Source organism: Tessaracoccus terricola (assembly GCF_054776555.1).
The window spans coordinates 825,010-849,752 of the sequence record NZ_BAAHBS010000005.1; the positions used below are offsets into that span (position 1 = coordinate 825,010).

Genomic DNA, 24,743 nt, shown 5'->3' on the forward strand with positions numbered 1-24,743 from the left:
CCCGAGCGAGTAGGTTTGTGCCCATGACTTCTGGCTACCTGCGCTACCCGCACGTCCTGGGGAACCGAATCACCTTCGTCGCCGACGACGACGTCTGGTTGGCCTCCACCGACGGTGGCCGTGCCCACCGCCTCACCGCGGACGGGCATCCGCCGCGGAGCCCTCGGTTCTCGCCGTCGGGTACCAGCGTGGCTTTCGTCAACGACGTGGGCGGCGGCCAGGACCTCCACGTGGTGGACCTCGACGGGGGTCGGCGTCGGCTCACCTGGGTGGGGGCCCGCCGCATGCAGGTCTCCGGCTGGCTGGACGACGAGCACGTCCTGCTGGCCTCCGACCACGCCGACGGCAACCGTGCCCTGACCAGCCTCTACTCCGTCTCCCTCGACGGCGACGTCGAGCGCATGCCATGGGGTCCCGCCATGGCCGCGGCGGTGCACCCCGACGGGCGGGTCGTCGTCGCGTCGCCCAACTTCCGTGGCCCCGAGATGTGGAAGCGCTACCGGGGCGGCATGGCGGTGCGGCTGTGGGTCTCCGACGCCAAGCGCAAGAAGTGGAGCCGGCTCCTGCCCGAACAGGCCGCCAGCCTCAATGCGCCGGCCTGGTTCGGGGACCGGATCATGTTCACCTCCGACCTGGGGGCCTCGCTGCCGGGAAACCCCCGCGAGCAAGCCCAGGTCTGGTCCGTCAACCCTGACGGCACCGACCTGCGCAGCCACACCCACCACACCTTCGACGAGGGCTACGTCCGCGATGCCACCACCGACGGCACCACCGTCGTCTACCACGCCCGCGGGCAGCTGTTCCGGATGAAGGGCCTGGAGGGCAAGTCCAAGCGGATCGACGTGCAGGTGGCGCTGGCGGACCCGGCACCGTTCGCGCCGTCGCCGACGGAACGGCTCGAGGCCATCGTGCCCGACCACGGCGGGGACGGCTCGCTACTGGACTGGCGCGGCTCCGCCTGGTTCCTGACCCACCGCGGAGGTCCCGCCCGCGCGCTCAGCGACCTGCCGGGCGTGCGGATCCGTGAGCCCCAGATCCTCGGCAACTCCGGCAAGGCCATCTGGGTCAGCGACGCCGAGGGCGAGGACTGCCTGGAGATCATGCAGCTCGACGGCGACGGCGACCCCCGCCGCATCGCGCAGGGCAAGCTGGGACGCGTCCTGGCGCTGGCCTCCAACGCCGACGGCACCAAGGCGGCCGTAGCCAGCCACGACGGGACCGTCAGCGTCGTCGACGTGGCCCGAGGCAGCGTCAAGAAGGTGGGCCGCTCCGCGGAGGGCGAGGCCACCGGTCTGGTGTTCTCACCCGACGGCCGCTACCTCGTGTGGCGGGAGGCCATCGCGAACGAGGGGATGCTGGGCCGACTCGTGGCCCACGACCTCGCCGAGGACACCTCCGCCACGCTCACCCGGGGGCAGTTCAACGACTTCAGCCCGGTGTTCAGCCTGGACGGCAAGTACCTGTACTTCTTGTCGTCGCGCACCATCGACCCGACCTATGACGAACTGGTCTTCGACCTGTCGTTCACCCACACGATCCGCCCGTTCGTTATCCCGCTGCGCGCCGAGGACCCGGCACCGTTCGGCCCGTCGGCCGACGGCTGGAACATCAGCGAGGACGAGGAAGAGCCCAAGAAGGACGGCGAGGAGGACTCCAAGCCCGAGGTGGTGGTCCTCGACCTCGAGGGCGCCGAGAGCCGGATGGTGCCGCTGCCGGTGCCGTCGGGCCGGTACGTGGACCTGCAGGCCTGCAAGGACGGCGTGCTGTGGCGCAGGCTGTCGGCCTACACCGGAGAGCTGGGCGCGGGCAAGGTGCCCGGCGACGAGGCGAAGGACAGCATCGAGTTCTACGACGTGGGCAAGCGCAAGCTGGGCGTCGTCGTCGAGGCCTGCGACGCCGCCTGGGTCAGTGGTGACGGCAAGCAGTTGGTGGTCCGCAACGGTGACGACGTGTGGGTGCAGCCGGCCGAGGCCAAGCCGGGTGACGACGATGACTCCCGCATCGCCGTGGACTTGCACCGGCTGCGGCGTGAGATCCATCCCCGCGACGAGTGGCGCCAGATGTTCGACGAGAACGCCCGCCTGATGCGTGACCACTACTGGCGCGAGGACATGGACGGCAACGACTGGCAGGCGATCACCGCCGGGTACCGCCCGCTCGTCGAACGCCTCGCCACCCACGACGACCTGGTGGACGTCCTCTGGGAGACCGTCGGCGAGCTCAACACTTCGCACGCATACGTGATCCCGCCGGACCACGGCGAGGACACCGGCCGCGTGGGATGGCTCGGCGCCGAGTTCAGCCGCAACGCGAAGGGCGAGGTGGTCATCGCCCGCATCCTGGAGGGGGAGACCTCGGACCCGTCGGCCCGCTCCCCGCTGCGTGCCGCGGGTGTCGCCGCCCAGCCGGGTGACGTGATCCTGGCCGTCGACGGCCGCTCCACGGCAGAGGTCGCCGACATCGGTGCGCTGCTGCAGGGTTCTGCGGAGAAGGTGGTGGAGCTCACCCTGGCCAGGGGCAGGATGAAGCGCCGCGTGGCCGTCGTGCCGGTGGCGGGGGAGGCCAGCCTGCACTACCACGAGTGGGTCGCGAGCCGGGCCGAGTACGTGCGCCAGAAGTCGAAGGGCCGCATCGGCTACGTGCACGTGCCGGACATGGCCGCGCACGGCTGGGCAGAGTTCCACCGCCTGATCGGGGAGGCCGTCCAGTGCGAGGCCGTGATCGCCGACGTCCGCTTCAACGGCGGCGGGCACACCTCGGAGCTGGTCATCGAGCGGCTCGCCCGCAAGGTCACCGGCTGGGCCTGGGGCAGGCACTTCGGCCAGGCCATGACCTACCCCAGCCAGGCCCTGCGCGGTCCGCTGGTGTTCGTCACCAACCCATTCGCCGGGTCCGACGGCGACATCGTCACCGCCGCCGCGCAGGAACTTGGACTGGGACCGGTCATCGGCGAGCGCAGCTGGGGCGGTGTCATCGGGATCGACGGCCGCTTCAGCCTGGTCGACGGCACCGACGTCACGCAGCCTCGCTACGCACACGCGTTCAACAAGCTCGGCTACGGGCTGGAGAACCACGGCACCGAGCCCGACATCGTCGTGCCCGTTGGCCCGGCCGAGTGGGAGTCCGATGCGGACGTCCAGCTTGACCGGGCCATCGAGGAGGCACTGCAGCGGCTGGAGGAGACCCCGGCGGCCACCCCGCCGAAGATCGAGCCGCCCCGCGTCTGACAGGCAAGTAGGCGCGGGAACCGCTGGTCGAGTAGACGGCGAGGAACGAGCCGACGTGTCGAGTGAGAGGCAAGTAGGCGCGGGAACCGCTGGTCGAGTAGACGGCGAGGAACGAGCCGACGTGTCGAGACCTCAGGCGCCGCGCGCCGCGTTGAACCTGGGGCAACATGGGCTCATGACTGCGTTGCCCCTGGCGCCGGGACCGGATGACTTCCGGGCGCTGGCGCGCTCCTCGCCGTGGCGGTTCGGCTCGCTGCACTTCACCCACCGGTCGTCAGGCACAGAACCGGCGGAGGCGTGGTTGAGCAGGCCGGGGCACCTGGAAGTGCTCTTCCGGGGAAAGCGCCACGTCGAGACGGGGGTGCCCTACAGCCGCTCGGCGTTGTTCGGGTGGGACGGTGGTGGGAAGCCGGTGCAGCCCGTGCACGTTCCCACGGTCGCGCCGCAGGAGGTGGAGCCGCGGCGTCGTTCCGACGGACTGGTCGAGAAACGACCGGATGCGGTGGGGATCGACTACGACGACCCGATGTGGGAGAACTACCGCTGGGTGGCAATGCTGGACCCGGTGGAGTTGTCACACGGTGTCGACGTGGGCGCCGTCGAGGCCCACCGCCGTCTCGGTCGCGAGACGTGGACCGCCACCTGCCGGGCCCGGCCCGGCGAGGAGGACGGCTACAACCCACGGTGCTCCTGCTGCCCGCTGCTGTACGGCGAGGTGAGCCAGGCCCTGGACTTCAACGATTCTGCCGAGGTGGCGCGCCGCCGCCCGCCACTGGGCTATCCCAGCTCCTACCGGGTCTCGCTGGATGTGGAGACCGGCGTCGTCGTGGAGGTCCTGCCCTGCGACGGTGACGACTCTGGCTCAACGTTCAGCAACGAGATCCACGCGGTTGGGCCGCTCGGCTGACCCTTCGGAGGGGTGGCCGGGGTCATCGCGGCCGACCAGCTGGCCCGCGACCAAGGCCGCGAGCGCCAGGGCGAAGCCCAGCAGTTGGACGAGACTGAAGGTCTCGCCCAGTGCCAGGGCGCCGATTGCGGCCGCGACCAGGGGTGAGAGCAGGCCCAGCAGGGCTGTCGGGGCCACGGGCAGCGCGCGCACTCCGCGGAACCAGAGCGTGTAGGCCAGCAGCCCGCCGACGAGCCCGAGCCAGGCGTAGCCCACCATGGCCTTGCCGTCGATCCCGGTAGGCACTCCTTCGATGAGCAGCGTGGGCACGAGCAGCACCAGACCGCCGGCAGCGAGCTGCCAGCCGGCATAGGCCATGGGTCCGACGCCGTCTGGACGTCCCCACTTCTTCGTGAGCGTGACCCCCAGCCCCATGCTCGCGGCCCCGACCAGGCCGGCAACCACCCCCACCACGTCCATGCCCGCACCCGGTCCGAGCACCACCAGTCCGACGCCCACTACCCCGAGCACGCCCCAGAGCAGCCGCGACGCCGAGAGCTGTTCGGACAGGATCAGCACTGCCAGCAGCGCCACGATGATCGGCTGCGTCGCGCCCAGCGTGGCCGCGACGCCGCCGGGGAGGCGCTCGGCCGTGATGAACAGCATCGGGAAGAAGATTCCGATGTTCAGGGTGCCGAGCACCGCTGCGCGCCACCACCACGAGCCGCGGGGGAGCGTCCGCGAGAGGAGGATGGCCAGCAGGCCGGCGGGCAGGGCCCGCATGAGACCGGCGAACATCGGGCCGGGCGGCAGTAGTTCGGTGGTGACGATGTAGGTGGTGCCCCAGACCATCGGGGTGATGGCCGTCGTGAGGATCATCGCCGTACGGCCGCCGCTGCGTTGCGGAGCGACGGGTGCCGACTGCTGGGTGGTGGTCATGTCTCCAACCATGCTCCACCGGCAGCCATGAGTCCAACACATGCTTGTCATCGAATCGATCTTGATCCACGATGGACGGATGGAGCTCCAACAACTTCGATACGTCCTCGCGGTGGCCCGCACGAAGAGTTTCACGCAGGCCGCCCGGGACTGCTTCGTCGTCCAGTCCGCCCTGAGTCATCAGATCAAGGTGTTGGAGCGTGAGTTCGGGTTCACGCTGTTCGCACGCACCAGCCGTCGGGTGGAACTGACGGCAGCGGGGGAGGCCTTCCTGCCTTCGGCGCGTGCCTGCCTCGAGGCCGCCGATCGCGCCGTGGTCGATGCCGCCGCCGCTGCCGGACAGGTGCGGGGACAGTTGGTGATCGGCATCATCCCGACCGTCACCGCCGTCGACGTTCCCGCGGCCCTGAGCCGGTTCCGGGCAGCGCACCCGGAGGTGGGGGTCAGCGTTCGGGGAGGCGGCAGCACCCAGTTCATCGAGTCGATCAGGCAGGGGCAGATGGACGTGGCCTTCCTCGGTTTGCCGGCGAACGACCCGCCCAGGGGTGTCGGCCATCGAGAGTTGCGCCGTGCCCGGTTGGTGGCGGTGCTGCCCGAGAGCCATCGGTTGGCGAGGCGCCGTCGACTACGGCTGGTGGACCTCACCGACGAGCCGTTCGCCGACTTCCCGGCCGGCACTCCCGGCCGCTCCCAGAGCGACGGTGGGTTCGCCGCTGCGGGACTTCGCAGGGAGGTCGCCTTCGAGGCCATGGCGGTGGACCTGATGCTGGACCTGATCGGCGCCGGACTGGCCGTTGCGCTGTTGCCGCCCGGAGTGGTGCCCGAGCGCCGCGGGCTGGTGACCATCCCCGTGACCGACGGCCCCGAGAGGGTCGAACACTTGGCGTGGAGCGACTTCAACGCCAGCCCCGCAGCGCTGGCGTTCCTGGAAGTGCTTGAGGGGGTGGCGGAGACCCCGTGACAGCCGTCCGCCGCAGGCGGCTCCGAGGCACTGTGGGATACGAACGCGGTGTGTCGCCGACCGTGGTCACGCCGGCCACCGTGCGCCGGCGAGACGAACTACGGGGCGAGTGCCTCGTGTGTGTATGCTCTGGCCCATGAACTCCGCTCGTTGGTATTGGCGCTTTGTGTCGGCTCCGGCCGCCGCAAGCACCTGCTGACGCGCGCGGACGGAGCCCGACCAGGCGTGGACCAACAGTCCACGCCCAGCCATTCCAGGCGGGCGCTCCGTAGCGTCGGTGGGTCCGCCGCAACGATCTCGAAGGACCCGAAGATGACCGCCACACCAGCCGCTGAACGCACCCAGGACCTGCGTGTGTTGCGCATGGACCCGTTGCCCACGCCCACCGAGCTGATCGACGACCTGCCGCTCCCCGACAAGTCCGCCGCCCTCGTCTCGCGCTCCCGCGCCGAGGTGGCCGACGTCCTCGCCGGCCGGGACGACCGCCTCCTCGTGGTGGTCGGCCCCTGCAGCGTGCACGACCCCGAGGCCGCCATCGACTACGCCTCCAAGCTCGCCGCCACCGCCGAGCGGTTCTCCGACGACCTCCTCGTCGTGATGCGCGTCTACTTCGAGAAGCCGCGCACCACCGTCGGTTGGAAGGGCCTCATCAACGATCCAGGTCTGGACGGCAGCTACGACATCCCCCGCGGCCTGCGGCTGGCCCGTCGGGTGCTGCTCGGCGTCCTGGACACCGGTCTGGCTGCGGGCTGCGAGTTCCTGGAGACCACCTCGCCGCAGTACATCGCGGACACCGTCTCCTACGGAGCCATCGGGGCCCGCACCGTCGAGTCGCAGGTGCACCGGCAGCTGGCCTCGGGCCTCTCGATGCCCATCGGGTTCAAGAACTCCTCCTCCGGCGACGTGAAGGTGGCCATCGACGGCTGCCTGGCCGCCGGATCGCCGCAGGCCTTCCTCGGCGTCGACGACCAGGCCCGTGCGGCGCTGGTCGAGACCGCCGGCAATCCCGACTCGCACGTGATCCTCCGGGGTGGCCAGGCCGGTCCCAACTACGGCCGCGAGCACGTCCGGGCCGCCACCGAGAAGCTGGCTGCCGCCGGCCTGGCGCCGTCTGTGGTGGTGGACGCCAGCCACGGCAACTCCGGCAAGGACCACATCCGGCAGGCTGTCGTCGCCGGTGAGATCGCCGAGCAGGTTGCAGCGGGGGAGCGCGGCATCGCCGGCGTGATGCTGGAGAGCTTCCTCGTCGGCGGCCGGCAGGAGCCGGCACCCAGCGGACTCACCTACGGCCAGTCCGTCACCGATGCGTGCATGGCTTGGGACGTCAGCGAGGGTGTCCTCGAGCAGCTCGCCCGGGCCGCCGCCGACCGTCGGGGCTGAACCCGGGGAACTCATCGGGGGACTGGGTCGTTGCCATTGGTGGACCGTCATAGCGCCGCCTCCCGTCCCGGGAGCGCGGACGCGCGCGGTACCTTTGGAGCGGCCCACACCCGGGCCAGTGAGCAGGACCGGAAGGAACAGTCGATGACACGAAGCGACGCCGTGGCCGAGGAGTCACACGAACTCCTCAGCGAGGGGGAGTGGAAGCGGGCCCGTCGATTCCTGTTCGGGGAGATGCTGCTGTTCGCGGTGCTCAGCCTGATCGCCTCGTTCGTGCTCTCGCACGACGCCATCATCCTGGCCGCGGATCCCGACGCCACCCTGGCCTGTTCGATCAACCCGTTCCTCGACTGCGCGAAGGTGGGCCTTACGTGGCAGGCCAACCTGTTCGGGTTCCCCAACGCGTTCCTCGGGCTGATCTCCGAGCCCGTGGTGATCACCATCGCGGTCGCATCGCTCGCCGGGGTGCGGTTCCCGCGCTGGTTCATGTTCACCGCGAACCTCGTGTACCTGCTCGGTGTGATCTTCGCCTACTGGCTGCTGTTCCAGTCCACCTACGAGATCGGCGCCCTGTGCCCCTGGTGCATCCTGGTCACCATCTCCACGACCTTCGTGTTCGTGTCCATGACCCACTGGAACATCCTCGAGAACAACCTCTACCTCAAGCCCGCCGCGCACGAGAAGGCGGTCGCCTTCGCCAAGGGTGGCTGGATCACCATCTGCCTGATCGGTTGGCTGGCGATCGTCGTCATCCTCGAGGTGTTCCGCTGGTACCCAGCCTTCATCTGAGTGCCCGCGGGCCCGACACCGTCGGGTCACCCGCGATCCGGAACCGCAGCCACAGGTGCTCCGGGTCCGTAGCCTCCGGACGCAGCCCGATCCTCGGCCCCGCCACCGTTTCAGGTGCGGGGCCGATGCGGTCCGCCACGAACATCCCGCTGCCCGGATCGCAGAGGTCCAGGCCGTCGTCGAGCCAGGAGATCCCCAGCGCCACTGTCATCCGACCGGGGCCCTGGGCCAGGTCCGTGTTCTTTCGGGTGACGCCGGCGGCGGCTCGCCGGGCGCGGGCCACCTCCACCCCGCGGACCACCTCGCCCGCCCGCACCAGGCAGCCGTTGGCATGGTCCCGGGTGGAGGCGACGATGTTGCAGCACGAGTGCAGCCCCATGTGCCGGTACACGTACAGGTGACCTGCCTCCCCGAACATGGTGGCGTTGCGTGCGGTCATGCCTCGGTAGGCGTGCGAGCCCGGGTCGGCCTCGCCGTCGTAGGCCTCCACCTCCGTGATCCGCACCACCACCTCCCCGGCGACGATGTGGCAGCCGAGGAGGCGGGGCGCGAGTTCCCGCGCGGGGATCTCGAAGAAGGACCTGGGCAGTGGTTCGAACTCGGTCACGGGGCCATTGTGGCCCAGAGAAGGAAACACGGGCCGGTGCGCAGGTGGATCCCCTGCGCACCGGCCCGTGGTGCTGCCCCGATGGATCAGCCCTTTCGGAACACCACCATGTTGTTGAACACCCACTTGGTGGCCCAGGCGAAGCTGTGGCCGCCGCCCGGCCGCGGCGTGGACTCGATCACGCGCGCCTCCACGAACGAGCGGCACGCGTCACGCCCGGTGGCCGGGGTGTCGCACTCGGTGCGCCAGTTCCGGCCGTCCGCCGCGGTCCACGAGTTGCTGTACCCGAGCGGGTTCGCGGCCCACTGTGCCCGGGTCATCCTGGGCAGGTAGGTGTAGTTGTTGAACGTCCAGCCGTTGCTCTGGACGAACCTTCCGCCAACCTCGGTCACCGTGGTGGCCCAGATGTCCGTGCGGCAGCGGGTGGTCTGCGAGTACGGCTCGCACACCGTGACCCACCACCGGCCGTTGATGTGGAACAGGCCCGGCTGCAGGTAGGGGCTGGTCGGCTCCGCGGGCTCGGTGGGCTCCTCCGTGGGATCCTCGCTCGGCTCCGGCGACGGCTCCTCGCTGGGCTCCGGTTCCTCGCTCGGCTCCTCGCTGGGCTCGGGTTCCCCGCCCTCGACGGGGGTCCCGAAGGCCTGCAGTTCACCGATCTGCATCTGGTAGCCGTCCCGGGCGTTCTGGCTCACCTTCAGCTTGGTGGCCAGCAACCGCACGTAGGAGGCCTCCACCGGCTCGGTCAGCGTGATCTGCCTGGGTGCGGCGTTGATCTCCGTGTCACCGGTCACCTCGGCGGCGACCGTCCAGTTCACGCCGTCGAGTGAGGTCTCGATCCGGTAGTCGGTGGGGAAGCCCAGCCCGGCGTTGGCCCTGTCATTGGCCGCGTTGCGGGGATGGACCACCACTTCCTCCAGCAGGTAGGGCCCACCCAGGTGGACGGCCACCCACTCGCTGGCGTCCTCCGTGGTGTGGCGGTTGATGTCCGAGGTCCAGCCGTTGGTGCGGGCGTCCTCGCCGTACTCGCCGTCGACGACGAATGCGGCGGACCACCCCCAGACGGCAGCCTCGTAGGAGCTGGACACCTCGAACTGCCGGCCCTCGGCCAGGTTCTTGCCCTCGAACCAGGGCTCGTCGGTGTCCCGGTCCGCCAGGTTCTCCGGCCCGGGCAGGGTGCCGTCGTCCAGGTAGACCTCCAGTTCGGACAGCCGGAGTGCGGGCTCGTCAGCGATGGTGGCGTAGTCGCTGAAGCCGAGCCGCAGGTACTGGGCAGTGGTTTCAGGGAACGTCACCGACGGCGCGGGCTCGCCATTGGGTGCGGCGAGGTCCTCCTCGGCCACCGTGGTCCAGGTGGATCCGTCCGTGGAGGTCTCCACCACCACGTGGCCGGGGAAGCCGTCGGCATAGCCGAAGAGGTTGCCGGCAGGGTAGATGTCCACCCGGTTGAAGGCCTGCTGGGAGCGCAGGTCCAGCGTCACGGGTGTCACGTCGTCGGTGATTTCCGTGGCGCGCCAGCCGCGGGTGTTGGCCTCGGAGAAGCGCACCTCGTCGGTGAGCTTGTCCAGGTACCAGCCGTTGGAGCCCTCGGACGTGGCCGCCGTGACGTTCGCATTGGCGGCGAGGTTGCCCGCCACCTCTGCGGTTGGGGGAGTGGGCGCATCGGCGGGAAGGCGCAGCAGCACGGCGTCGCCGGTGGCCAGGTCGAAGCTGAACGCGCCATCGGCGTCGTGGAGGGTGGTGCTGGAGCCGTCGGTCCGGCTGATCTCCTCCACGTCGGTGATGCCGTCGAGGCTGAGCTCCACCGACTGCGGTGCCGTGAAGTCGTTGTTGACCACCATCAGGTACTGGCGGCCGGTCTCACGGTCCACCATGCGGGAGACCAGCACGTTGTCATCGGCGCCGAACTGGGCGACGAAGTCCGCCGGCACGGCCTCCTGCTGGAACAGGTCCGGGCCGTGGACGTACACGTCGAGGGCGTCCAGGCCCAGCAGCACCGGCCCCAGCGCCTTCACCTCGGCGTTGATCTGCTTGACCGGCTCGTAGAGGTCCGTGGGCGTGCCGTCGGGCGCGATGATGGCGTCGGTGAACAGCTCCGGACGGCCGGTAGGGGTGAACCAGGTGAAGTAGGAGATCTGCTTGAAGCCATTGGCCAGGGCGGCGTTGACCTCGTAGCGGATCTCGTTGCCGTTGGTGCGGCGGAAGCCGGCGGGGCTGCCGTCGGCGTTCACCCGGCCGATGGACTGCAGGTAGATGCCAGTCGGGACGTCGTTCTCCAGCCCAACCGTTCGCACCGACTTCATGTTGTTCAACATGTCGTGGTAGGCCAGCGTGTCGGGGACGTTGCCGAATGGGTACAGGTCGTAGATGAGGTAGGAGACCTCGTCGGTGCCGGCGAGCTCCAGGAAGTCGTCCATCTGGCTCTCGTACGTGGGAACGTCGGTGTAGACGAACATGTTGAAGAAGTTCAGGTAGGGGTAGAGCCACGGCGCCTCCGCCTTCACGGCCCGGTGCGCGGCGGCGTACGGGTTGGCGTTGAGCGGCTCGTCCTTGAGGTAGAAGCCGCCCACGCCCGGGATGTTCTTCCAGGAGGCGACGATCTCGCGAACCTCCTCGTCGGTGAGGTCGAGCGGCTCGTTCAGGCGCGGGTCGGCCACGCCGATGCGCATGCCGCGCTCGGCTGCCATTCGTGCCATCTCCAGGTTCACCTCGCGGCCCTGGAGGTCCGTGCTGTCCACGTTCTGGACGTAGTCGAGGTTCGCCTCAGCCAGCAGGTCCCACTGCTCGGGGGTGTTGAACTCGGCCGTGGGTGGCCAGAAGGCGGAGATCATGAACTCACTGTCGGTGGGCACGCGCTCGGCGATCACCTCCACCGGAATCGTCACGGCCTCACCCTCGGTCGGGGTGGCGGTGACTGTGGTGGTGCCCAGCGCCACGGCCGTGACGGTGCCATCGGCCACGGTCGCAACCGCCGGGTCCGTCGCTGCCCATGCCAGCGAAGTCGGGTCGCCGGGGGCGCCGTCGACCATCGGGCTGATGACGTCGGACTCGCCCACCAGCAGCTCGAGTGCCGGCTTGTCGACGGCGCTGCCCGTGGCCTCCGGCGCGGTGCCGTAGACCGAGAACTCGGCCAGCTGCACCAGCGCGCCATCGGCGCCACCGGGCGCGCGGCGGGTGACGTTGACCCTTGCGTAGCGGCCCTCGACCGCGTCGAACGAGAACACTTGCGCCTCCGTGACATCGGTGTTGTCGGTACTGGTTACGGCGGTGGTCCAGTCCACGCCGTTGGTCGAGATGTCGACGGTGAAGTCGACCGGATAGTTCTCGCCGGGCTGGTCCAGGCGCGGCCACAGCGCCACGCCGCTGATGGTGCTGGTGGCTGCCAGGTCGATCTGGACCCAGGCGGGGGTGGTCTCCGTGGCGGTGTTGTTGAAGGGGTCGGTGGACCAGCCGTAGGCCAACGTGTCCCCGATCATCCCGTCGTTGACCATGTTCGTGTGCCAGCCGTCCGGGGCGTAGTCATAGCTTGACGAACTGCTGGCCCGCTTGCCGTGCGCGAGGTTGGTGAGACCCTCTGGCAGGTTCGGGTCGACGTCGAAGATGTTGACGTCGGCAGCCCGTGCGATGCTGGGGGTCCCCAGCATTCCGATGACCAGCGCCATGCCGGCCATTGCCGCCAACACGGCTCTGAAACGTTTGAAGACCTGGTCAAGCTGCATGGTTGCTCCTCGGTGTGGGCACGACGGCGTGCGCGTCTGGAATCAGGAGCCTAAGGGGCCCCGTCGACAAATTGTAGGGATTCCCAAAAAATGAACTGTGGTGGTGAGCGGAATCCGGCCTAACGGGCCGGGACCGGCACCCAGCGGCCCCCCACGCGGCGCAGCAGGCGGCCACCCCCGAGGGTGGCCACGCCGTCGATGGCCTGCCACACGGACTTCGCGACGGCGAGCGCCGAGGTGCGCTCGTCCTCAGTGCTGCTGGCGGGAACGGTGAACCGCAGCGCGACGTAGGGGACGCCCCGGGCCACGTCGACGAACGAGTCGTCGAGGTGGGCAAGTGCGCGCACCGCCGCACGGCCAGCCTCCAGGACCTCGTCCGGGGCGTGCCCCGGGCGCACGTCCCAGATCTCCGCGGTGACCCTGAAGCTGGGCATGCGTTCTCCCTCTTCGAGCCCTTCGAGGCTCGCTGCCGCTCGCGCCTCAGGGCGACTGGTTGGGGCGGTCGCGCCTCAGGGCGACTGTGGGGGTCAGGCCTCCGGGGCCACCAGGTCCACGTCGACTGCGAGGTCCGCCTCCGACTCGGCCCACGTGACGTCGCCCGTGATGCGGCCGACGGCGCGCAGGTCGGGCTCGATGTGCTGGAGACGGCCGATGACGTCGGCGGGGCCCGTGAAGGCCGCGCGGGAGATCTCGGTCTTCATGGACATCTTCGCGTTCGACTTGGCGCCGCGCACCGCGATCAGCGCGGCGGCGACGTCGTCGAGGAGTGCCGGCTCGCCGTCGACGGTCAGTTCCGACGGCAGCGGCCACTGGGCGCGGTGGATCGAGCCCTCGTGCGTCCAGCTCCACGTCTCCTCGGCCACGAACGGCAGGAAGGGCGCGAACAGCCGCAACTGGATGTCCAGTGCCAGCCCGAGTGCGGCCTGGGCGGAGGCCTGCTCAGCCTCGCCCTGCGAGCCGTAGGCGCGCTCCTTCACAAGCTCCAGGTAGTCGTCACAGAACGCCCAGAAGAAGGTCTCGGTCTTCTCCAGCGCGGAGGTGTAGTCGAACGCCTCGAAGGCCTTCGTGGCCGACTCCACCACGCCGGCCAGCGCTGCCAGCAGCGCCTTGTCCACGGGGTTGGTGACCGCCTCGACGTCCGGGGAGCCGGAGGCCATGGAGAGCACGAACTTGCCCGCGTTGAGCACCTTCATGGCGAGGCGCCGACCCACCTTCATCTGCGACTCGTCGAACGGCGAGTCCAGCCCCGGGCGGGCCATTGCGGCGCGCCAGCGGACGGCGTCGGAGCCGAACTTGTCGAGGATGTCGGTGGGGACCACGACGTTGCCCTTGGACTTGGACATCTTCTTGCGGTCCGGGTCCACGACGAAGCCGGAGATGGTGGCGCGCTTCCACGGCAGCGAGTCGTGCTCGAAGTTGGAGCGGACCACGCGGCTGAACAGCCAGGTGCGGATGATGTCGTGCGCCTGCGGGGCGACGTCCATGGGGAACACCAGATCGAACAGCTCCGGGTCACGCTCCCAGCCGCCGGCGATCTGGGGGGTGAGCGACGACGTCGCCCACGTGTCCATCACGTCGGGATCGGCCATGAAGCCGCCGGGGACGCCGCGCTGCTCCTCGGAGTAGCCCGGGGGCACGTGGCTCATCGGGTCGATGGGCAGCTGGGACACGTCGGCCAGGATCGGCGACTCGTAGTCCGGCTCGCCCTCCAGGTCCAGGGCGTACCACAGCGGGAACGGGACGCCGAAGAAGCGCTGGCGCGAGATCAGCCAGTCACCGTTGAGGCCACCCACCCAGTTCTCGTAGCGGTGCCGCATGTGCTCCGGCGTCCACTCCAGCTCGTTACCGCGGGACAACAGCTTGGCCTTGAGGTCCTCGTCGCGGCCACCGTTGCTGATGTACCACTGGCGCGTGGCGACGATCTCCAGCGGCTTGTCGCCCTTCTCGAAGAAGTTCGCCATGCGGGTGGTGGGCTTCGGGTCGCCGATCAGGTCGCCCGAGGCCTTGAGGGCCTCGACGGTGGCGGCGCGGGCGCTGAAGACGGTCTTGCCGGCCAGCGGCTCGTAGGCCTCGGTGTTGACCACCCAGTCGGGTGTCTCGGCGGTGAACCGGCCGTCGCGGCCGATGACGGTGCGGGTGGGCAGGTCCAGTTCGCGCCACCAGGTGACGTCGGTGAGGTCGCCGAAGGTGCAGCACATCGCGATGCCGGCGCCCTTGTCGGGCTCGGCGTCGGGGTGCGCCAGGACGGGGATCTCCACCCCGAACAGGGGCGAGGTGACGGTGGTCCCGAACAGGTCCTGGTAGCGCTCGTCGTCGGGGTGGGCGATCAGGGCGCACACGCTGACCAGCAGCTCGGGACGGGTGGTCTCGATGTGGACCGGCTCGCCGCCCTCGCGGTGGAACGCGACGCGGTGGTAGTGGCCCGCGTACTCGCGCGCCTCGAGCTCGGCCTGCGCGACGGCGGTCTGGAACGTGACGTCCCACATCGTCGGCGCGTAGGACATGTAGGCCTCGCCGCGCTGGCAGTTGCGCAGGAACGCCTTCTGGGCCACGGTCTGCGCCTCGGCGGAGATGGTGCTGTACAGCGTGTCCCAGTCCACCGACAGGCCCAGCGTGCGCCACAGGTCCTCGAAGGCCTGCTCGTCCACCTGGGTCAGCTCGTGGCACAGCTCGATGAAGTTGCGTCGGCTGATCGGGACCTGGCGCTTCGGGTCCGGCTTCGCCGGGGGAGTGAAGTCCGGGTCGTAGGGGATGTTCGGGTCACAGCGCACCCCGTAGAAATTCTGGACGCGACGCTCGGTGGGAAGGCCGTTGTCGTCCCAGCCCATCGGGTAGAACACCTGCTTGCCGCGCATCCGCTGGTAGCGGGCGACGACGTCGGTGTGGGTGTAGCTGAACACGTGACCGACGTGCAGCGAACCCGATACCGTCGGCGGCGGGGTGTCGATGCTGAATACGTCGTCGCGGGAATCCGGCCGCTGGAACGCGTACGTCTTCTCGTCGCGCCAGACCTTGCTCCACTTCGCCTCGAGTCCTTCGAGGACGGGCTTTTCGGGCAGGCCGCGCTGGTCGTGTGCAGTCATGCGTGCGATCTTAGTGAACCGCCCCGACCCAACGCGAAACCGGTCGCCGGGCAAACCCCGTGGGGATCAGCCCGCGGCCTCCGTGATGGCGCGCAGCAGATCCTCGGGCGTGGGTTGGATCAGCACCTCCCGGGTGTCCTCGGCGTAGAACTGCAGCGCCACGTCACCCACGAGGAAGGTGGGGGTGCCGGTGATGCCGGAGGCCTTGAACCCGGCGTGGGAGTCCTCGACGAACCGGGCGAAGGCTTGGCTGTCGTAGAGTTCCTGGAACTTGGCGAGGTCGTCGCCGGTGATACCGACGGCCGCCGGGAAGTCCACCCGCAGCTGCTGCTCGGTGAACCCTGCCCCGGTCCCGGAGAGCTGGGAGTACACGTGGGTGTGGAACTCCCGGAACTTGCCGACGGCGTCCGCGGCTGCCGCTGCCCGAGCCGCGTTCGTCGATGAGTCGTTGCCGAGGTTGTCCTCCATGAAGGTGGCGTAGCGGACCTCGAGGGTTATGTCACCGTTGTCGATGAGGGCGGCGAAGGCTGGCCCGTAGACCGCCTCGCGGTCTGCGCAGGCCGGGCACTGGAAGTCCTCGTAGACGATGACGTGGGGCGCGTCGGCCGCCGGCGCGACGTCGCGGCTCACCTTCTCGATGCCGTGGCCCGCGGTGGCGTTGGGCGGGGTCTGCTGCCCGGCCGCCGTCTCCCGCCCCTGTCCCACGGTCTGCACGATCACCAGCGCCAGGATGACCAGTACGACGATGCCCACCCCGGCGAGGCCGAACCCGAGGATCCTGGAGTTGCGCCTGCGGCGGTCCTCCAGTTCCTGCTGCTGCTTCAGGGCGGCGCGCTTGCTGTGTCCGGAACGGTGGTTGGCCATGTGCTGGGTGCATCCTTCCTGCCGACGCAAGGGTCGGTGGGTATCGGGGATGCATCCAGACTACGGGTGGGCCTCCCGCGCGAACGGTGCAGGGTCGGGTAACGAGGAACCGCCGCCCCGGGCATCGGGACGGCGGTTCTGGGGTGCGTGTCTCAGACGGCGCCCTGGATGAGCTCCAACAGCCCCTCCGGGGAGGTCTGGCCGCCCGGCTCGATCTTCGTGTCGCCCACGAAGTAGGCAGGGGTGCCAGTGGCATCGGAGTTCTCGAAAGCCTTGTTGGAGTTGTCCACGAAGTCCGCGAAGGCCTGGGTGTCGTAGAGCTCCTGGAACTTCGTGAGGTCCTCGCCCTCGATGCCGACGGCGGCGGGGAAGTCGACGCGCAGTTGCTGGTCGCTGTACCCGGCGCCGGAGGACGACTGCTGGGACATGGCGTAGGAGTGGTACTCGCGGTACTTGCCGACGGCGTCGGCGGCCGCTGCCGCGCGGGCGGCGTTGGTGGAGGCGTCGTTCATGAGGTTGATCTCCATGAACGTGGCGTTGCGGATCTCGAGGGTGATGTCCCCGTTGTCGATCAGCTGCTCGAACATGGGGCCGTAGGCGGCCTCGTACTCGGCGCAGTGGGGGCACTGGTAGTCCTCGTAGACCACGACGTGGGGGACGTCGTCGGCCGGCTCCACGTCCTGGCTGACGATCTCGATCCCGTAGCCCTCCGTGGCGTTCGGCGGGGTCTGCTGGTTGGCGGTCTGCTCTCGGTTCTGGCCGAGGGTCTGGACGATGACGATGGCCAGGATGACGATGACGACGAGGCCGACACCGCCGAGGCCGAAGCCCAGGATCCTGGAGTTGCGCTTGCGTCGTTCCTCGAGTTCCTGCTGCTGGCGCAGTGCGGCCCTCTTGCTGAGGCCTGAGTTGTTGGCCATGTTCTCGTTCCTGTTCCTTGCTGCTCGGCCTTACCGGGTGCACCTGGTTCGCGCACCGTCGTACAGGATAGTTGACTGGACAAGTATCCCGCACCACCCAATACAACGCCCGGGAGGCCGAAGTGGTTCCCTCCGCCCGACCGGTACGCTTGCATCCATCATGAACCAGTCTCACGCGGACCTCGTCGCCGCACTCACGAGCCGCTGGCCCGAACACCGGGTCGCCCCCAGCCTCAACCGCATCAGCGCACTGATGGACCTGCTCGGTGATCCCCAGCACGCGGTCCCCGTCATCCAGGTGGCGGGCACCAACGGCAAGGGCAGCACCGCCATCATGATCGACTACCTGCTGCGCGCCGCCGGGCTGCGCGTGGGTCGCTTCGCCAGCCCGCACCTGAGCCATGCCCGCGAACGCATCAGCATCGACGGGGAGGCGATCAGCGAGGAGCGCTTCGACGAGGTCTGGCGCGAGATCGAGCCGTTCGTCCAGATGGTGGACGAGCAGAAGCACGACGGCGTCGACATGACGTTCTTCGAGGTGATCACCGGCATGGCCTACGCCGCCTTCGCCGACGCCCCGGTGGACGTCGCTGTCGTCGAGGTGGGGCTCGGCGGGCGCTGGGACGCCACCAGCGTCGTCAACCCGAAGGTCTCCGTGGTCTGCCCCGTGGCGCTGGACCACACCCACATCCTCGGCAAGGACCTCGCGGAGGTGGCCGCGGAGAAGGCGGGCATCATCAAGGAGGGCGGTATCGCCGTGCTCGCGGGCCAGGACCCCGAGGCCGCGAAGGTGCTGCTGGCCCGCGCCGTGGAGGTGGGTGCGCAGGTGCGCGCGGAGGGCGTGGACTTCTCGCTGCTCGACCGCGCCGTCGCCGTCGGCGGCCAACTGTTGCGGATCGACACCGTCGGTGGTCCCGTGGGGGACGTGTTCCTGCCGCTGTTCGGTGAGCACATGGCCCGCAACGCCGCCCTGGCCGTCGCCGCCGTCGAGGCGTTCCTCGGCGGCAAGCCGCTGAACCCGGAGATCATCCTCGAAGGGTTCGGTGCCGTCGAGGCCCCGGCGCGCCTGGAACTGGTACGACGCTCGCCCGCCATCGTCCTGGACACCGCCCACAACCCGCACGCCGCGCGCGCCACCATCGACGCCGTCGCCGAGTCGTTCGCGTTCGCGCCCATGATCGGTGTGGTGGCGATGATGCAGGACAAGGACGCAGAGGCGGTGCTGCAGATCTTCTCCGAGCAGATGGAGCAGGTGGTGATCACCCGCACCGCCAACTCGCCGCGAGCCAAGGGCGTCGACGAACTGGCCGAGCTGGCCGAGGAGGTGTGGGCCCCCGCGAAGGTGCACCGCGCCGAGCGCATGGCCGACGCCATCGAACTGGCCACGATGCTCGCCGACGCGGCCGGAGCCCACTCGGGCGTGCTGGTGGCCGGGTCCGTGATCGCCGCCGGCGAAGCCCGGGACCTGCTGGTCTCGGAGGAAGCGGGGGAGCCGCAGTGAAGCTCTCGGCCAAGAACCCCATCCGTTCCGCACTGATGTCGGTGCTGGTGTTCGAGGTGATCGTCTTCTGGCTCGCGTTCGCGGGCATGGTGCAGCTCTCCGAGGTCACCGTCGGTGTCGCGGCCTTGTGGACCTCCGTGGCGTCCCTGCTGGCCCTGCTCGGGGCCGTGGGTTTGCGCAAGGGCTGGGGTTACTGGTTCGGTTGGGCTGCCCAGGTGGCCGCGGTGCTGCTGGGGCTGCTGACCCCGTGGATGTATGCCATGGGTATTGTTTTCGCATTGATCTGGATCATGTCGTTCGTGCTGGGGAAGCGGTTGGACCACCGCCCGGCCGGCGACGGAGCGTGAGGAGCGCCATGTCTGAGCAGACCTTCGTCATCATCAAGCCCGACGCCGTCGCCGGCGGACACGTCGGCAACATCCTCGGCCGTTACGAGGCTGCCGGCCTGCGGATCGTTGAGATGGAACTGCGCACCATCGACGGTGAGTTCTCCGACCGGCACTACGCCGAGCACCTCGAGCGCGACTTCTACCCGCCGCTGCGCGTGTTCATGACGTCCGGGCCGCTCGTCGCCGGGATCCTGGAGGGTGACGACGCCATCGCGCGCGTCCGCGAGATCAACGGCGCCACCGACCCGGCCCAGGCCGATGCCGGCACCATCCGCGCTGACTTCGCCACCTCCACCCGCGAGAACTGCGTCCACGGCTCCGACTCCGTCGAGTCCGCGGTCAAGGAGATCGCGCTCTGGTTCCCCGGAAAGTGACCGCACCGGGCCCCGACGCCGTCCCCGGCGGTGAGCCGGGGCCCACTCCCGCGCCCGCAGCGCCCGGCAACTGGGCCCCGCCCGAGACCTGGGCGCCGCCGGGCCAGGCACCCGGACCGGGGCAGGCCTACAGCCCTGGGCCGGTGCCGACGCCGTACCCGAACGCCCACCCCACGTGGGTCCCCGTTCGCCCTCCTGCGCTGCCGACGGAGCCGCGCGAGTACCAGGACTTCTGGCGCACTCCCGGCATCCCCCTGTGGAAGCCGTTCGTTGCAGTGCTGCTGGGTGCCGTCGGTTTCTTCGTGATCTCGTTCGTGGTCACCCTGGCGGCGATGTTCTACGACATCGCCAGCGCCGGGGGCGACGTCGAGAGCGTCATTGAGGGGCTGCTGGAGGGCGAGATCTCGCAGGTGGTCTTCATCGCCAACAGCGTGGCCCTGGGCCTGATGGTGGGTTTGTCGTTCCTGCTGCAGCGCATCGTCGGGCAACGCCCCGGGTTCCTGAGCTCCGTCGTCGGACGGGTCCGGTGGCGTTGGCTGCTGACCTGCTTCGGGATCTCCTTCGTCGCCGTCGCGCTCCTGACGGTCATCGACGTGGCGCTGGTGGGCTGGGACACGCTCGATCTCGCTCCGCGGCCGGGGTGGTTGCTCCTGCTGGTGGCCATCCTCGTGGTGACGCCGTTCCAGGCCGCGGGTGAGGAGTACCTGGTGCGCGGAGTGCTGTTCCGCGCCGTCGGCTCCGTGATCCCCAACCGCACGGTGGGCCTGCTGCTCGGCGCCGTCGCCAGCAGTCTCGTGTTCGTGCTGCTGCACTCCGCCGCGGATCCCTGGCTGAACCTCGTCTACTTCTGCATGGGCATGCTGTTCTGCCACCTGACCTGGCGCACCGGCGGGCTCGAGGCAGCCGTCGCCATGCACACCGCCAACAACATCCTCGGCCTCGCCTTCGTCCCCTTCCAGGAGTGGGGCGGCATCTTCGACCGCAGCGCCGGCGTCGCCGGACCCGAGGTGCTGGTCCAGCTGGGACTGCTGGTGGTGGCCGGTGCGGTCATCGAGGTCCTGGCGCGACGACGTGGCCTCGTGCGCGTCTCGGCGCCCGCCGCACCGTCGGCTCCCTGACCGGGCAGGGAGTCGGGGTCAGGCAGCCCGCGTGGCCCACCACCGCAGCACTCGCAGAGCGCTCAGCGTGATCCACTTCGACGGCTCACCCGCCGGAGTGTCGACGTCGAACCACACCCTGCCGGGCAGGACGTAGTCCCGTGCCCAGGTGCCGTCGTCGCGTCGCTTCGAGCGAATCACCTCCGTCGTCGCGGTCCAGGGCTGGCCGTCGTCGGCGAAGTCCGCCTCCGTGGTGTCCGAGGGGAAGTAGGCGCCCCCGGCCCACTGCCCGTCCGGGTCCTGCTTGGCGAGCAGGGTCGCGCCGAAACCCTCCGTCGCCACCCGCTTGCGAGTGGCCCGCCACGTGTCCTCCGGGGCGCCCACGAGGTCCCTCTCCACCTGCCAGCGCAGGGCGGGGTCCGAGTCCAGTAGCCATGTCACAACGTCGTCGTCGGTCATGGCAGAAACACTAGACCTGGACTCCGACAGATCCGGGTGCTCAGTCCTCGTTGCTGTTCCTGCCGCCCACGAACTCCAGCAACGCCGGGTCCGAGGAGACCAGCACGTCCCCAACCTCGTCGCCGGTGCAGGTGACCAGCTCTATCCGCAGCGCGCCATCCCCGCGGGAGACCACCCGCCAGTTGGCGCCGCCGGCCTCCCAACGCTGCAGTTTCCCCACCGGGTCCATGCTCTCGCCCATGGCCCAACGGTAGGCCCTGCGGCTTGACCGTGGGCATTTCCACACACCCCGGGTTATCCTGATCCCGCCATGACTGTCACCGCGCCGAAGCATTCACTGTTCCCCCAGCTCGAACCCCTGCTGGCAAGCGTCAGCAAGCCCATCCAGTACGTGGGTGGCGAGCACAACAGCGTCGTCAAGGACTGGGACGCGGCCGAGGTCCGCTGGTGCCTGTCCTACCCCGACGCCTACGAGGTGGGCCAGCCCAACCAGGGCGTCGCCATCCTGTACGAGATCCTCAACGAGCAGGACTGGATCCTCGCCGAGCGCACCTATTGCGTGTGGCCGGACATGGAGCAGGCGATGCGGGCAGGCGGCATCCCGCAGTTCACGCTCGACGCGCACCGCCCCGTCGGGTCCTTCGACCTGCTGGGCGTCTCGTTCGCCACGGAACTCGGCTACACCAACCTGCTGCAGATCATCGACCTGGCGGGCATGACGCTGCACGCGGCCGAGCGGGGCGACGACGAGCCGCTCGTGGTGGCCGGAGGGCACGCCGCCTTCAACCCCGAGCCCATCGCAGACTTCATCGACCTGGCCGTCCTAGGCGACGGCGAGGAGGCCTGCCTCCTGATCTCCCAGATCATGCGGGAATGGAAACAGGACGGCAGCCCCGGCGGACGCGACGGCATCCTGCTGCGGCTGGCCGAGACCGGCGCGTTCTACGTGCCCAAGTTCTACGACGTCGACTACCTGCCCGACGGCCGGATCCAGCGGGTGGCGCCCAACCGGGCGACGGTCCCGTTCCAGGTGCGCAAGCACACCCTCATGAACCTCGACGAGTGGCCCTACCCGGCCAGGCCGATCGTGCCGATGGCCGAGACCGTCCACGAGCGCTACTCGGTGGAGATCTTCCGCGGCTGCACCCGTGGCTGCCGCTTCTGCCAGGCGGGAATGATCACCCGCCCCGTGCGCGAGCGCAACATCCAGACCATCGGCAAGATGGTGGCCGGCGGGCTGAAGGCGACGGGCCTCGAGGAGATCGGCCTGCTCAGCCTGTCCAGCGCAGACCACTCAGAGATCGCCGACGTCACCAAGCAACTGGCCGACCGCTACGAGGGCGGCAACGTGTCCCTCTCGCTGCCGTCGACCCGCGTGGACGCGTTCAACATCGACCTCGCCAACGAACTTTCCCGCAACGGCCGACGCTCCGGGCTCACGTTCGCGCCAGAGGGTGGCAGCGAGCGGATGCGCAAGGTCATCAACAAGATGGTCACCGAGGAGGACCTGATCAACACCGTCGCCGCCGCCTTCAGCAACGGCTGGCGCCAGGTCAAGCTGTACTTCATGTGCGGCCTGCCCACCGAGACCGACGAGGACGTCCTCGAGATCGCGGAGCTGGCCTCGAAGGTGATCCAGGTGGGTCGGGAGAAGTCCGGCACCAAGGACATCCGCTGCACCGTCTCCATCGGCGGTTTCGTGCCTAAGCCCCACACGCCGTTCCAGTGGGCGGCCCAGGCCGACGTCGAGACCATCGACAGCCGCCTCCAACTCCTGAAGGACACCATCCGCCAGGACCGCAACTACGGCAAGGCCATCGGCTTGCGCTACCACGACGGCAAGCCCGGCATCATCGAGGGCCTGCTGTCCCGCGGCGACCGCCGCGTGGGCCGCGTCATCGAACGGGTCTGGCGGGAGGGCGGCAAGTTCGACGGCTGGAGCGAGCACTTCAGCTACGAGCGCTGGACCCAGGCGGCGGCCGAGGAACTGGCGGCCTTCGGGCTCGACCTCGACTGGTACACCACCCGCGAGCGCGGCTACGAGGAGGTCCTGCCCTGGGACCACCTGGACGCGGGCCTGGACCGGGACTGGCTGTGGGAGGACTGGCAGGACTCGCTGGACGAGGTCTCCGTCGAGGACTGCCGCTGGACCCCGTGCTTCGACTGCGGGGTGTGCCCCGAGATGGATACCGAGATCCAGATCGGTCCCACCGGCCAGCAGCTGCTGCCGCTGACGGTGGTCAACAACTCACTGGCCTGACGGCCGGAGCTGGTCCTCGATGTACCACTTGTGGCAGCAGACGTAGCCGGCGATGGTCATCGGGACCATCAGGGCCACGAGGATCCACACCGACACCGTCCAGGACCCGGTCAGGCCACCGATCGCACCGAAGGTCACCGGACCGAACGCGGCGATCGTGTAGCCGGTCGACTGTGTGAAGCTGGACAGGGCGGTGGTGCCGCTGGGCGTGCGTGAGCGCATGCCCAGCAGCGCCAGGATCAGGGGGAACGACGCCGTGCCCAGCGCCAGGAACACGGCCCACAGCCAGGGCAGCGTCATCGGGTCGTACAGCAGGCCGAACAGCCCCACGGCCAGACAGCCCATGATCGCCAGGAACAGCCCGACGGGTGCCTGCTTCTGGGCGGTGTACCGGGGCACCCAGAAGGCCAACGGAATGCCCACGCCGGTGGCGATCCCGAGCATCAGGCCGGCGTTGACCTGGCTCATCCCGGCGTCCTGGTAGACCGTGGGCAGCCATCCGAAGATGGTGTAGGCATACGTGCTCTGCAACCCGAAGAAGAGGGCCATCAGCCACCCCATCCGGGTCCGCGCCACCGCTGCGAAGCCGACGTGACCGGCGCTGGTGGAGCGGCCGTGCCTCCCGGTGTTGTGGCGCAGCATCGGCACCCAGCACACGGCCGCCGCGACGGCGATGGCCACTGCGGCGGTGAAGGCCGCCCGCCAGCCGCCCAGCGCGTTGGCCAGCGGCACCGTTCCGATGCTCGCACTGGTCACTCCCACCGAGAGCACCAAGGAGTACAGCGCCGTCGCCAGCCCGACCCGGCCGGGGAAATGGTGCCTGACAAGGCTCGGGAGTAGGACGTTGCAGGTGGCCATGCCGGCGAGTGCCAGCACGGACAGCAGCAGGAACGCCCAGCCGGAGTCCACCCAGGCGCGCGACAGCTGACCGACGATCAGGGCCACGATCGCGGCTCCGACAGTGAACTGCATCCCGATCCGTCGGGAGATCTCTGGGGTCAGTGCCCCGAACAGTGCGAAGCAGAGCGAGGGCAGCGACGTCAGCAGTCCGGCGGTGGTGGGGCCGAGCGAGAGGTCCGCGGTGATGTCGGTCAGCACCGGACCCACCGAAACCGCCACGGGCCGCAGGTTGATCGACAGCACCAGCACCGCCACCAGGGCCAACCACTGCATGCGGCCCTGCGCGGGGGAACCAGACGTCATGGCCGCAACACTAGTGCCCAACTGAAACCTGAAAGTCGGTTCAGGTCGAGTCGGATTGTGGTTATGCTCATGCCAGCGGGCGCGACGG

Annotated in this window: 20 protein-coding genes; 10 read left to right on the forward strand and 10 right to left on the reverse strand. The window is 69.3% G+C overall.

Annotation, left to right across the window (positions count from 1 at the left end; translation table 11 throughout):
- Nucleotides 1-23 precede the first annotated feature (23 nt).
- Together ACYU7G_RS13745 and ACYU7G_RS13750 are read left to right on the forward strand one after the other, a co-directional pair.
- Nucleotides 24-3,227 (forward strand): S41 family peptidase, encoded by a 3,204-nt coding sequence (locus ACYU7G_RS13745; protein ID WP_461108751.1) that lies wholly within the window; start codon nucleotides 24-26, stop codon nucleotides 3,225-3,227.
- A 175-nt stretch (nucleotides 3,228-3,402) separates the two neighbouring features.
- Nucleotides 3,403-4,134 carry a hypothetical protein gene (locus ACYU7G_RS13750; protein ID WP_461108753.1) on the forward strand — a complete coding sequence of 244 codons (732 nt, stop codon included), beginning with the start codon at nucleotides 3,403-3,405 and terminating at the stop codon, nucleotides 4,132-4,134.
- Here ACYU7G_RS13750 and ACYU7G_RS13755 read toward each other — a convergent pair.
- Nucleotides 4,090-5,052 (reverse strand): EamA family transporter, encoded by a 963-nt coding sequence (locus tag ACYU7G_RS13755; RefSeq protein ID WP_461108755.1) that lies wholly within the window; start codon nucleotides 5,050-5,052, stop codon nucleotides 4,090-4,092. The two genes, ACYU7G_RS13750 and ACYU7G_RS13755, sit on opposite strands and share 45 nt — an antisense overlap.
- A 79-nt stretch (nucleotides 5,053-5,131) precedes the next feature.
- Here ACYU7G_RS13755 and ACYU7G_RS13760 point away from each other — a divergent pair, with 79 nt between their 5' ends.
- The 3 genes from ACYU7G_RS13760 to ACYU7G_RS13770 all read left to right on the forward strand — a co-directional run bounded on the left by ACYU7G_RS13760 (nucleotide 5,132) and on the right by ACYU7G_RS13770 (nucleotide 8,182).
- Nucleotides 5,132-6,013: a LysR family transcriptional regulator gene (locus tag ACYU7G_RS13760; RefSeq protein ID WP_461108757.1), complete on the forward strand. Its 882-nt coding sequence runs from the start codon at nucleotides 5,132-5,134 to the stop codon at nucleotides 6,011-6,013.
- A 312-nt stretch (nucleotides 6,014-6,325) separates the two neighbouring features.
- Nucleotides 6,326-7,393 carry a 3-deoxy-7-phosphoheptulonate synthase gene (locus ACYU7G_RS13765; RefSeq protein WP_461108759.1) on the forward strand — a complete coding sequence of 356 codons (1,068 nt, stop codon included), beginning with the start codon at nucleotides 6,326-6,328 and terminating at the stop codon, nucleotides 7,391-7,393.
- Between the two features lie 144 nt (nucleotides 7,394-7,537).
- Nucleotides 7,538-8,182 carry a vitamin K epoxide reductase family protein gene (locus ACYU7G_RS13770; protein ID WP_461108761.1) on the forward strand — a complete coding sequence of 215 codons (645 nt, stop codon included), beginning with the start codon at nucleotides 7,538-7,540 and terminating at the stop codon, nucleotides 8,180-8,182.
- Here the strand turns inward: ACYU7G_RS13770 and ACYU7G_RS13775 are convergent.
- From ACYU7G_RS13775 to ACYU7G_RS13800, 6 genes are all read right to left on the reverse strand, one after another.
- The gene (locus ACYU7G_RS13775; protein WP_461108763.1) at nucleotides 8,175-8,789 is read right to left on the reverse strand and encodes a DNA-3-methyladenine glycosylase; all 615 of its coding nucleotides are present in this window, start codon (nucleotides 8,787-8,789) and stop codon (nucleotides 8,175-8,177) included. The genes ACYU7G_RS13770 and ACYU7G_RS13775 overlap by 8 nt on opposite strands.
- Before the next feature lie 86 nt (nucleotides 8,790-8,875).
- On the reverse strand, nucleotides 8,876-12,505 hold the full coding sequence (locus tag ACYU7G_RS13780) for a discoidin domain-containing protein (protein ID WP_461108765.1): 3,630 nt from the start codon (nucleotides 12,503-12,505) through the stop codon (nucleotides 8,876-8,878).
- A gap of 119 nt (nucleotides 12,506-12,624) precedes the next feature.
- Complete coding sequence (locus tag ACYU7G_RS13785; protein ID WP_461108767.1) at nucleotides 12,625-12,939, reverse strand: hypothetical protein; 315 nt, start codon at nucleotides 12,937-12,939, stop codon at nucleotides 12,625-12,627.
- 93 nt (nucleotides 12,940-13,032) lie between these two features.
- Nucleotides 13,033-15,588 (reverse strand): valine--tRNA ligase, encoded by a 2,556-nt coding sequence (valS, locus tag ACYU7G_RS13790; protein WP_461108769.1) that lies wholly within the window; start codon nucleotides 15,586-15,588, stop codon nucleotides 13,033-13,035.
- Between the two features lie 66 nt (nucleotides 15,589-15,654).
- Entirely contained in the window at nucleotides 15,655-16,452 is a 798-nt protein-coding gene (locus ACYU7G_RS13795) for a DsbA family protein (RefSeq protein ID WP_461108771.1), read from the reverse strand.
- A gap of 152 nt (nucleotides 16,453-16,604) precedes the next feature.
- Nucleotides 16,605-17,372 carry a DsbA family protein gene (locus ACYU7G_RS13800; RefSeq protein WP_461108774.1) on the reverse strand — a complete coding sequence of 256 codons (768 nt, stop codon included), beginning with the start codon at nucleotides 17,370-17,372 and terminating at the stop codon, nucleotides 16,605-16,607.
- Between the two features lie 160 nt (nucleotides 17,373-17,532).
- Between ACYU7G_RS13800 and ACYU7G_RS13805 the strand changes: the two genes are divergently transcribed.
- The 4 genes from ACYU7G_RS13805 to ACYU7G_RS13820 are packed head-to-tail and all read left to right on the forward strand — an operon-like array spanning nucleotide 17,533 to nucleotide 20,754.
- Nucleotides 17,533-18,873, forward strand: coding sequence for a bifunctional folylpolyglutamate synthase/dihydrofolate synthase (locus tag ACYU7G_RS13805; RefSeq protein WP_461108776.1), 1,341 nt, complete (start codon nucleotides 17,533-17,535; stop codon nucleotides 18,871-18,873).
- Nucleotides 18,870-19,220 carry a DUF4233 domain-containing protein gene (locus ACYU7G_RS13810; RefSeq protein WP_461108778.1) on the forward strand — a complete coding sequence of 117 codons (351 nt, stop codon included), beginning with the start codon at nucleotides 18,870-18,872 and terminating at the stop codon, nucleotides 19,218-19,220. The genes ACYU7G_RS13805 and ACYU7G_RS13810 overlap by 4 nt, the downstream gene beginning before the upstream one ends.
- 8 nt (nucleotides 19,221-19,228) lie before the next feature.
- Nucleotides 19,229-19,636 (forward strand): nucleoside-diphosphate kinase, encoded by a 408-nt coding sequence (ndk, locus tag ACYU7G_RS13815; RefSeq protein WP_461108780.1) that lies wholly within the window; start codon nucleotides 19,229-19,231, stop codon nucleotides 19,634-19,636.
- Nucleotides 19,633-20,754: a lysostaphin resistance A-like protein gene (locus ACYU7G_RS13820; protein ID WP_461108782.1), complete on the forward strand. Its 1,122-nt coding sequence runs from the start codon at nucleotides 19,633-19,635 to the stop codon at nucleotides 20,752-20,754. Before ndk ends, ACYU7G_RS13820 begins: the two co-directional genes overlap by 4 nt.
- Before the next feature lie 18 nt (nucleotides 20,755-20,772).
- On the opposite strand, the gene ACYU7G_RS13825 is transcribed toward ACYU7G_RS13820, so the two are convergent.
- Together ACYU7G_RS13825 and ACYU7G_RS13830 are read right to left on the reverse strand one after the other, a co-directional pair.
- Nucleotides 20,773-21,192: a hypothetical protein gene (locus ACYU7G_RS13825; RefSeq protein ID WP_461108784.1), complete on the reverse strand. Its 420-nt coding sequence runs from the start codon at nucleotides 21,190-21,192 to the stop codon at nucleotides 20,773-20,775.
- A gap of 40 nt (nucleotides 21,193-21,232) precedes the next feature.
- The gene (locus tag ACYU7G_RS13830) at nucleotides 21,233-21,433 is read right to left on the reverse strand and encodes a hypothetical protein (protein ID WP_461108786.1); all 201 of its coding nucleotides are present in this window, start codon (nucleotides 21,431-21,433) and stop codon (nucleotides 21,233-21,235) included.
- 69 nt (nucleotides 21,434-21,502) lie between these two features.
- Here ACYU7G_RS13830 and ACYU7G_RS13835 point away from each other — a divergent pair, with 69 nt between their 5' ends.
- Nucleotides 21,503-23,452: a TIGR03960 family B12-binding radical SAM protein gene (locus tag ACYU7G_RS13835; protein WP_461108788.1), complete on the forward strand. Its 1,950-nt coding sequence runs from the start codon at nucleotides 21,503-21,505 to the stop codon at nucleotides 23,450-23,452.
- Here the strand turns inward: ACYU7G_RS13835 and ACYU7G_RS13840 are convergent.
- Nucleotides 23,441-24,655 (reverse strand): MFS transporter, encoded by a 1,215-nt coding sequence (locus ACYU7G_RS13840; protein WP_461108790.1) that lies wholly within the window; start codon nucleotides 24,653-24,655, stop codon nucleotides 23,441-23,443. The two genes, ACYU7G_RS13835 and ACYU7G_RS13840, sit on opposite strands and share 12 nt — an antisense overlap.
- Nucleotides 24,656-24,743 lie beyond the last annotated feature (88 nt).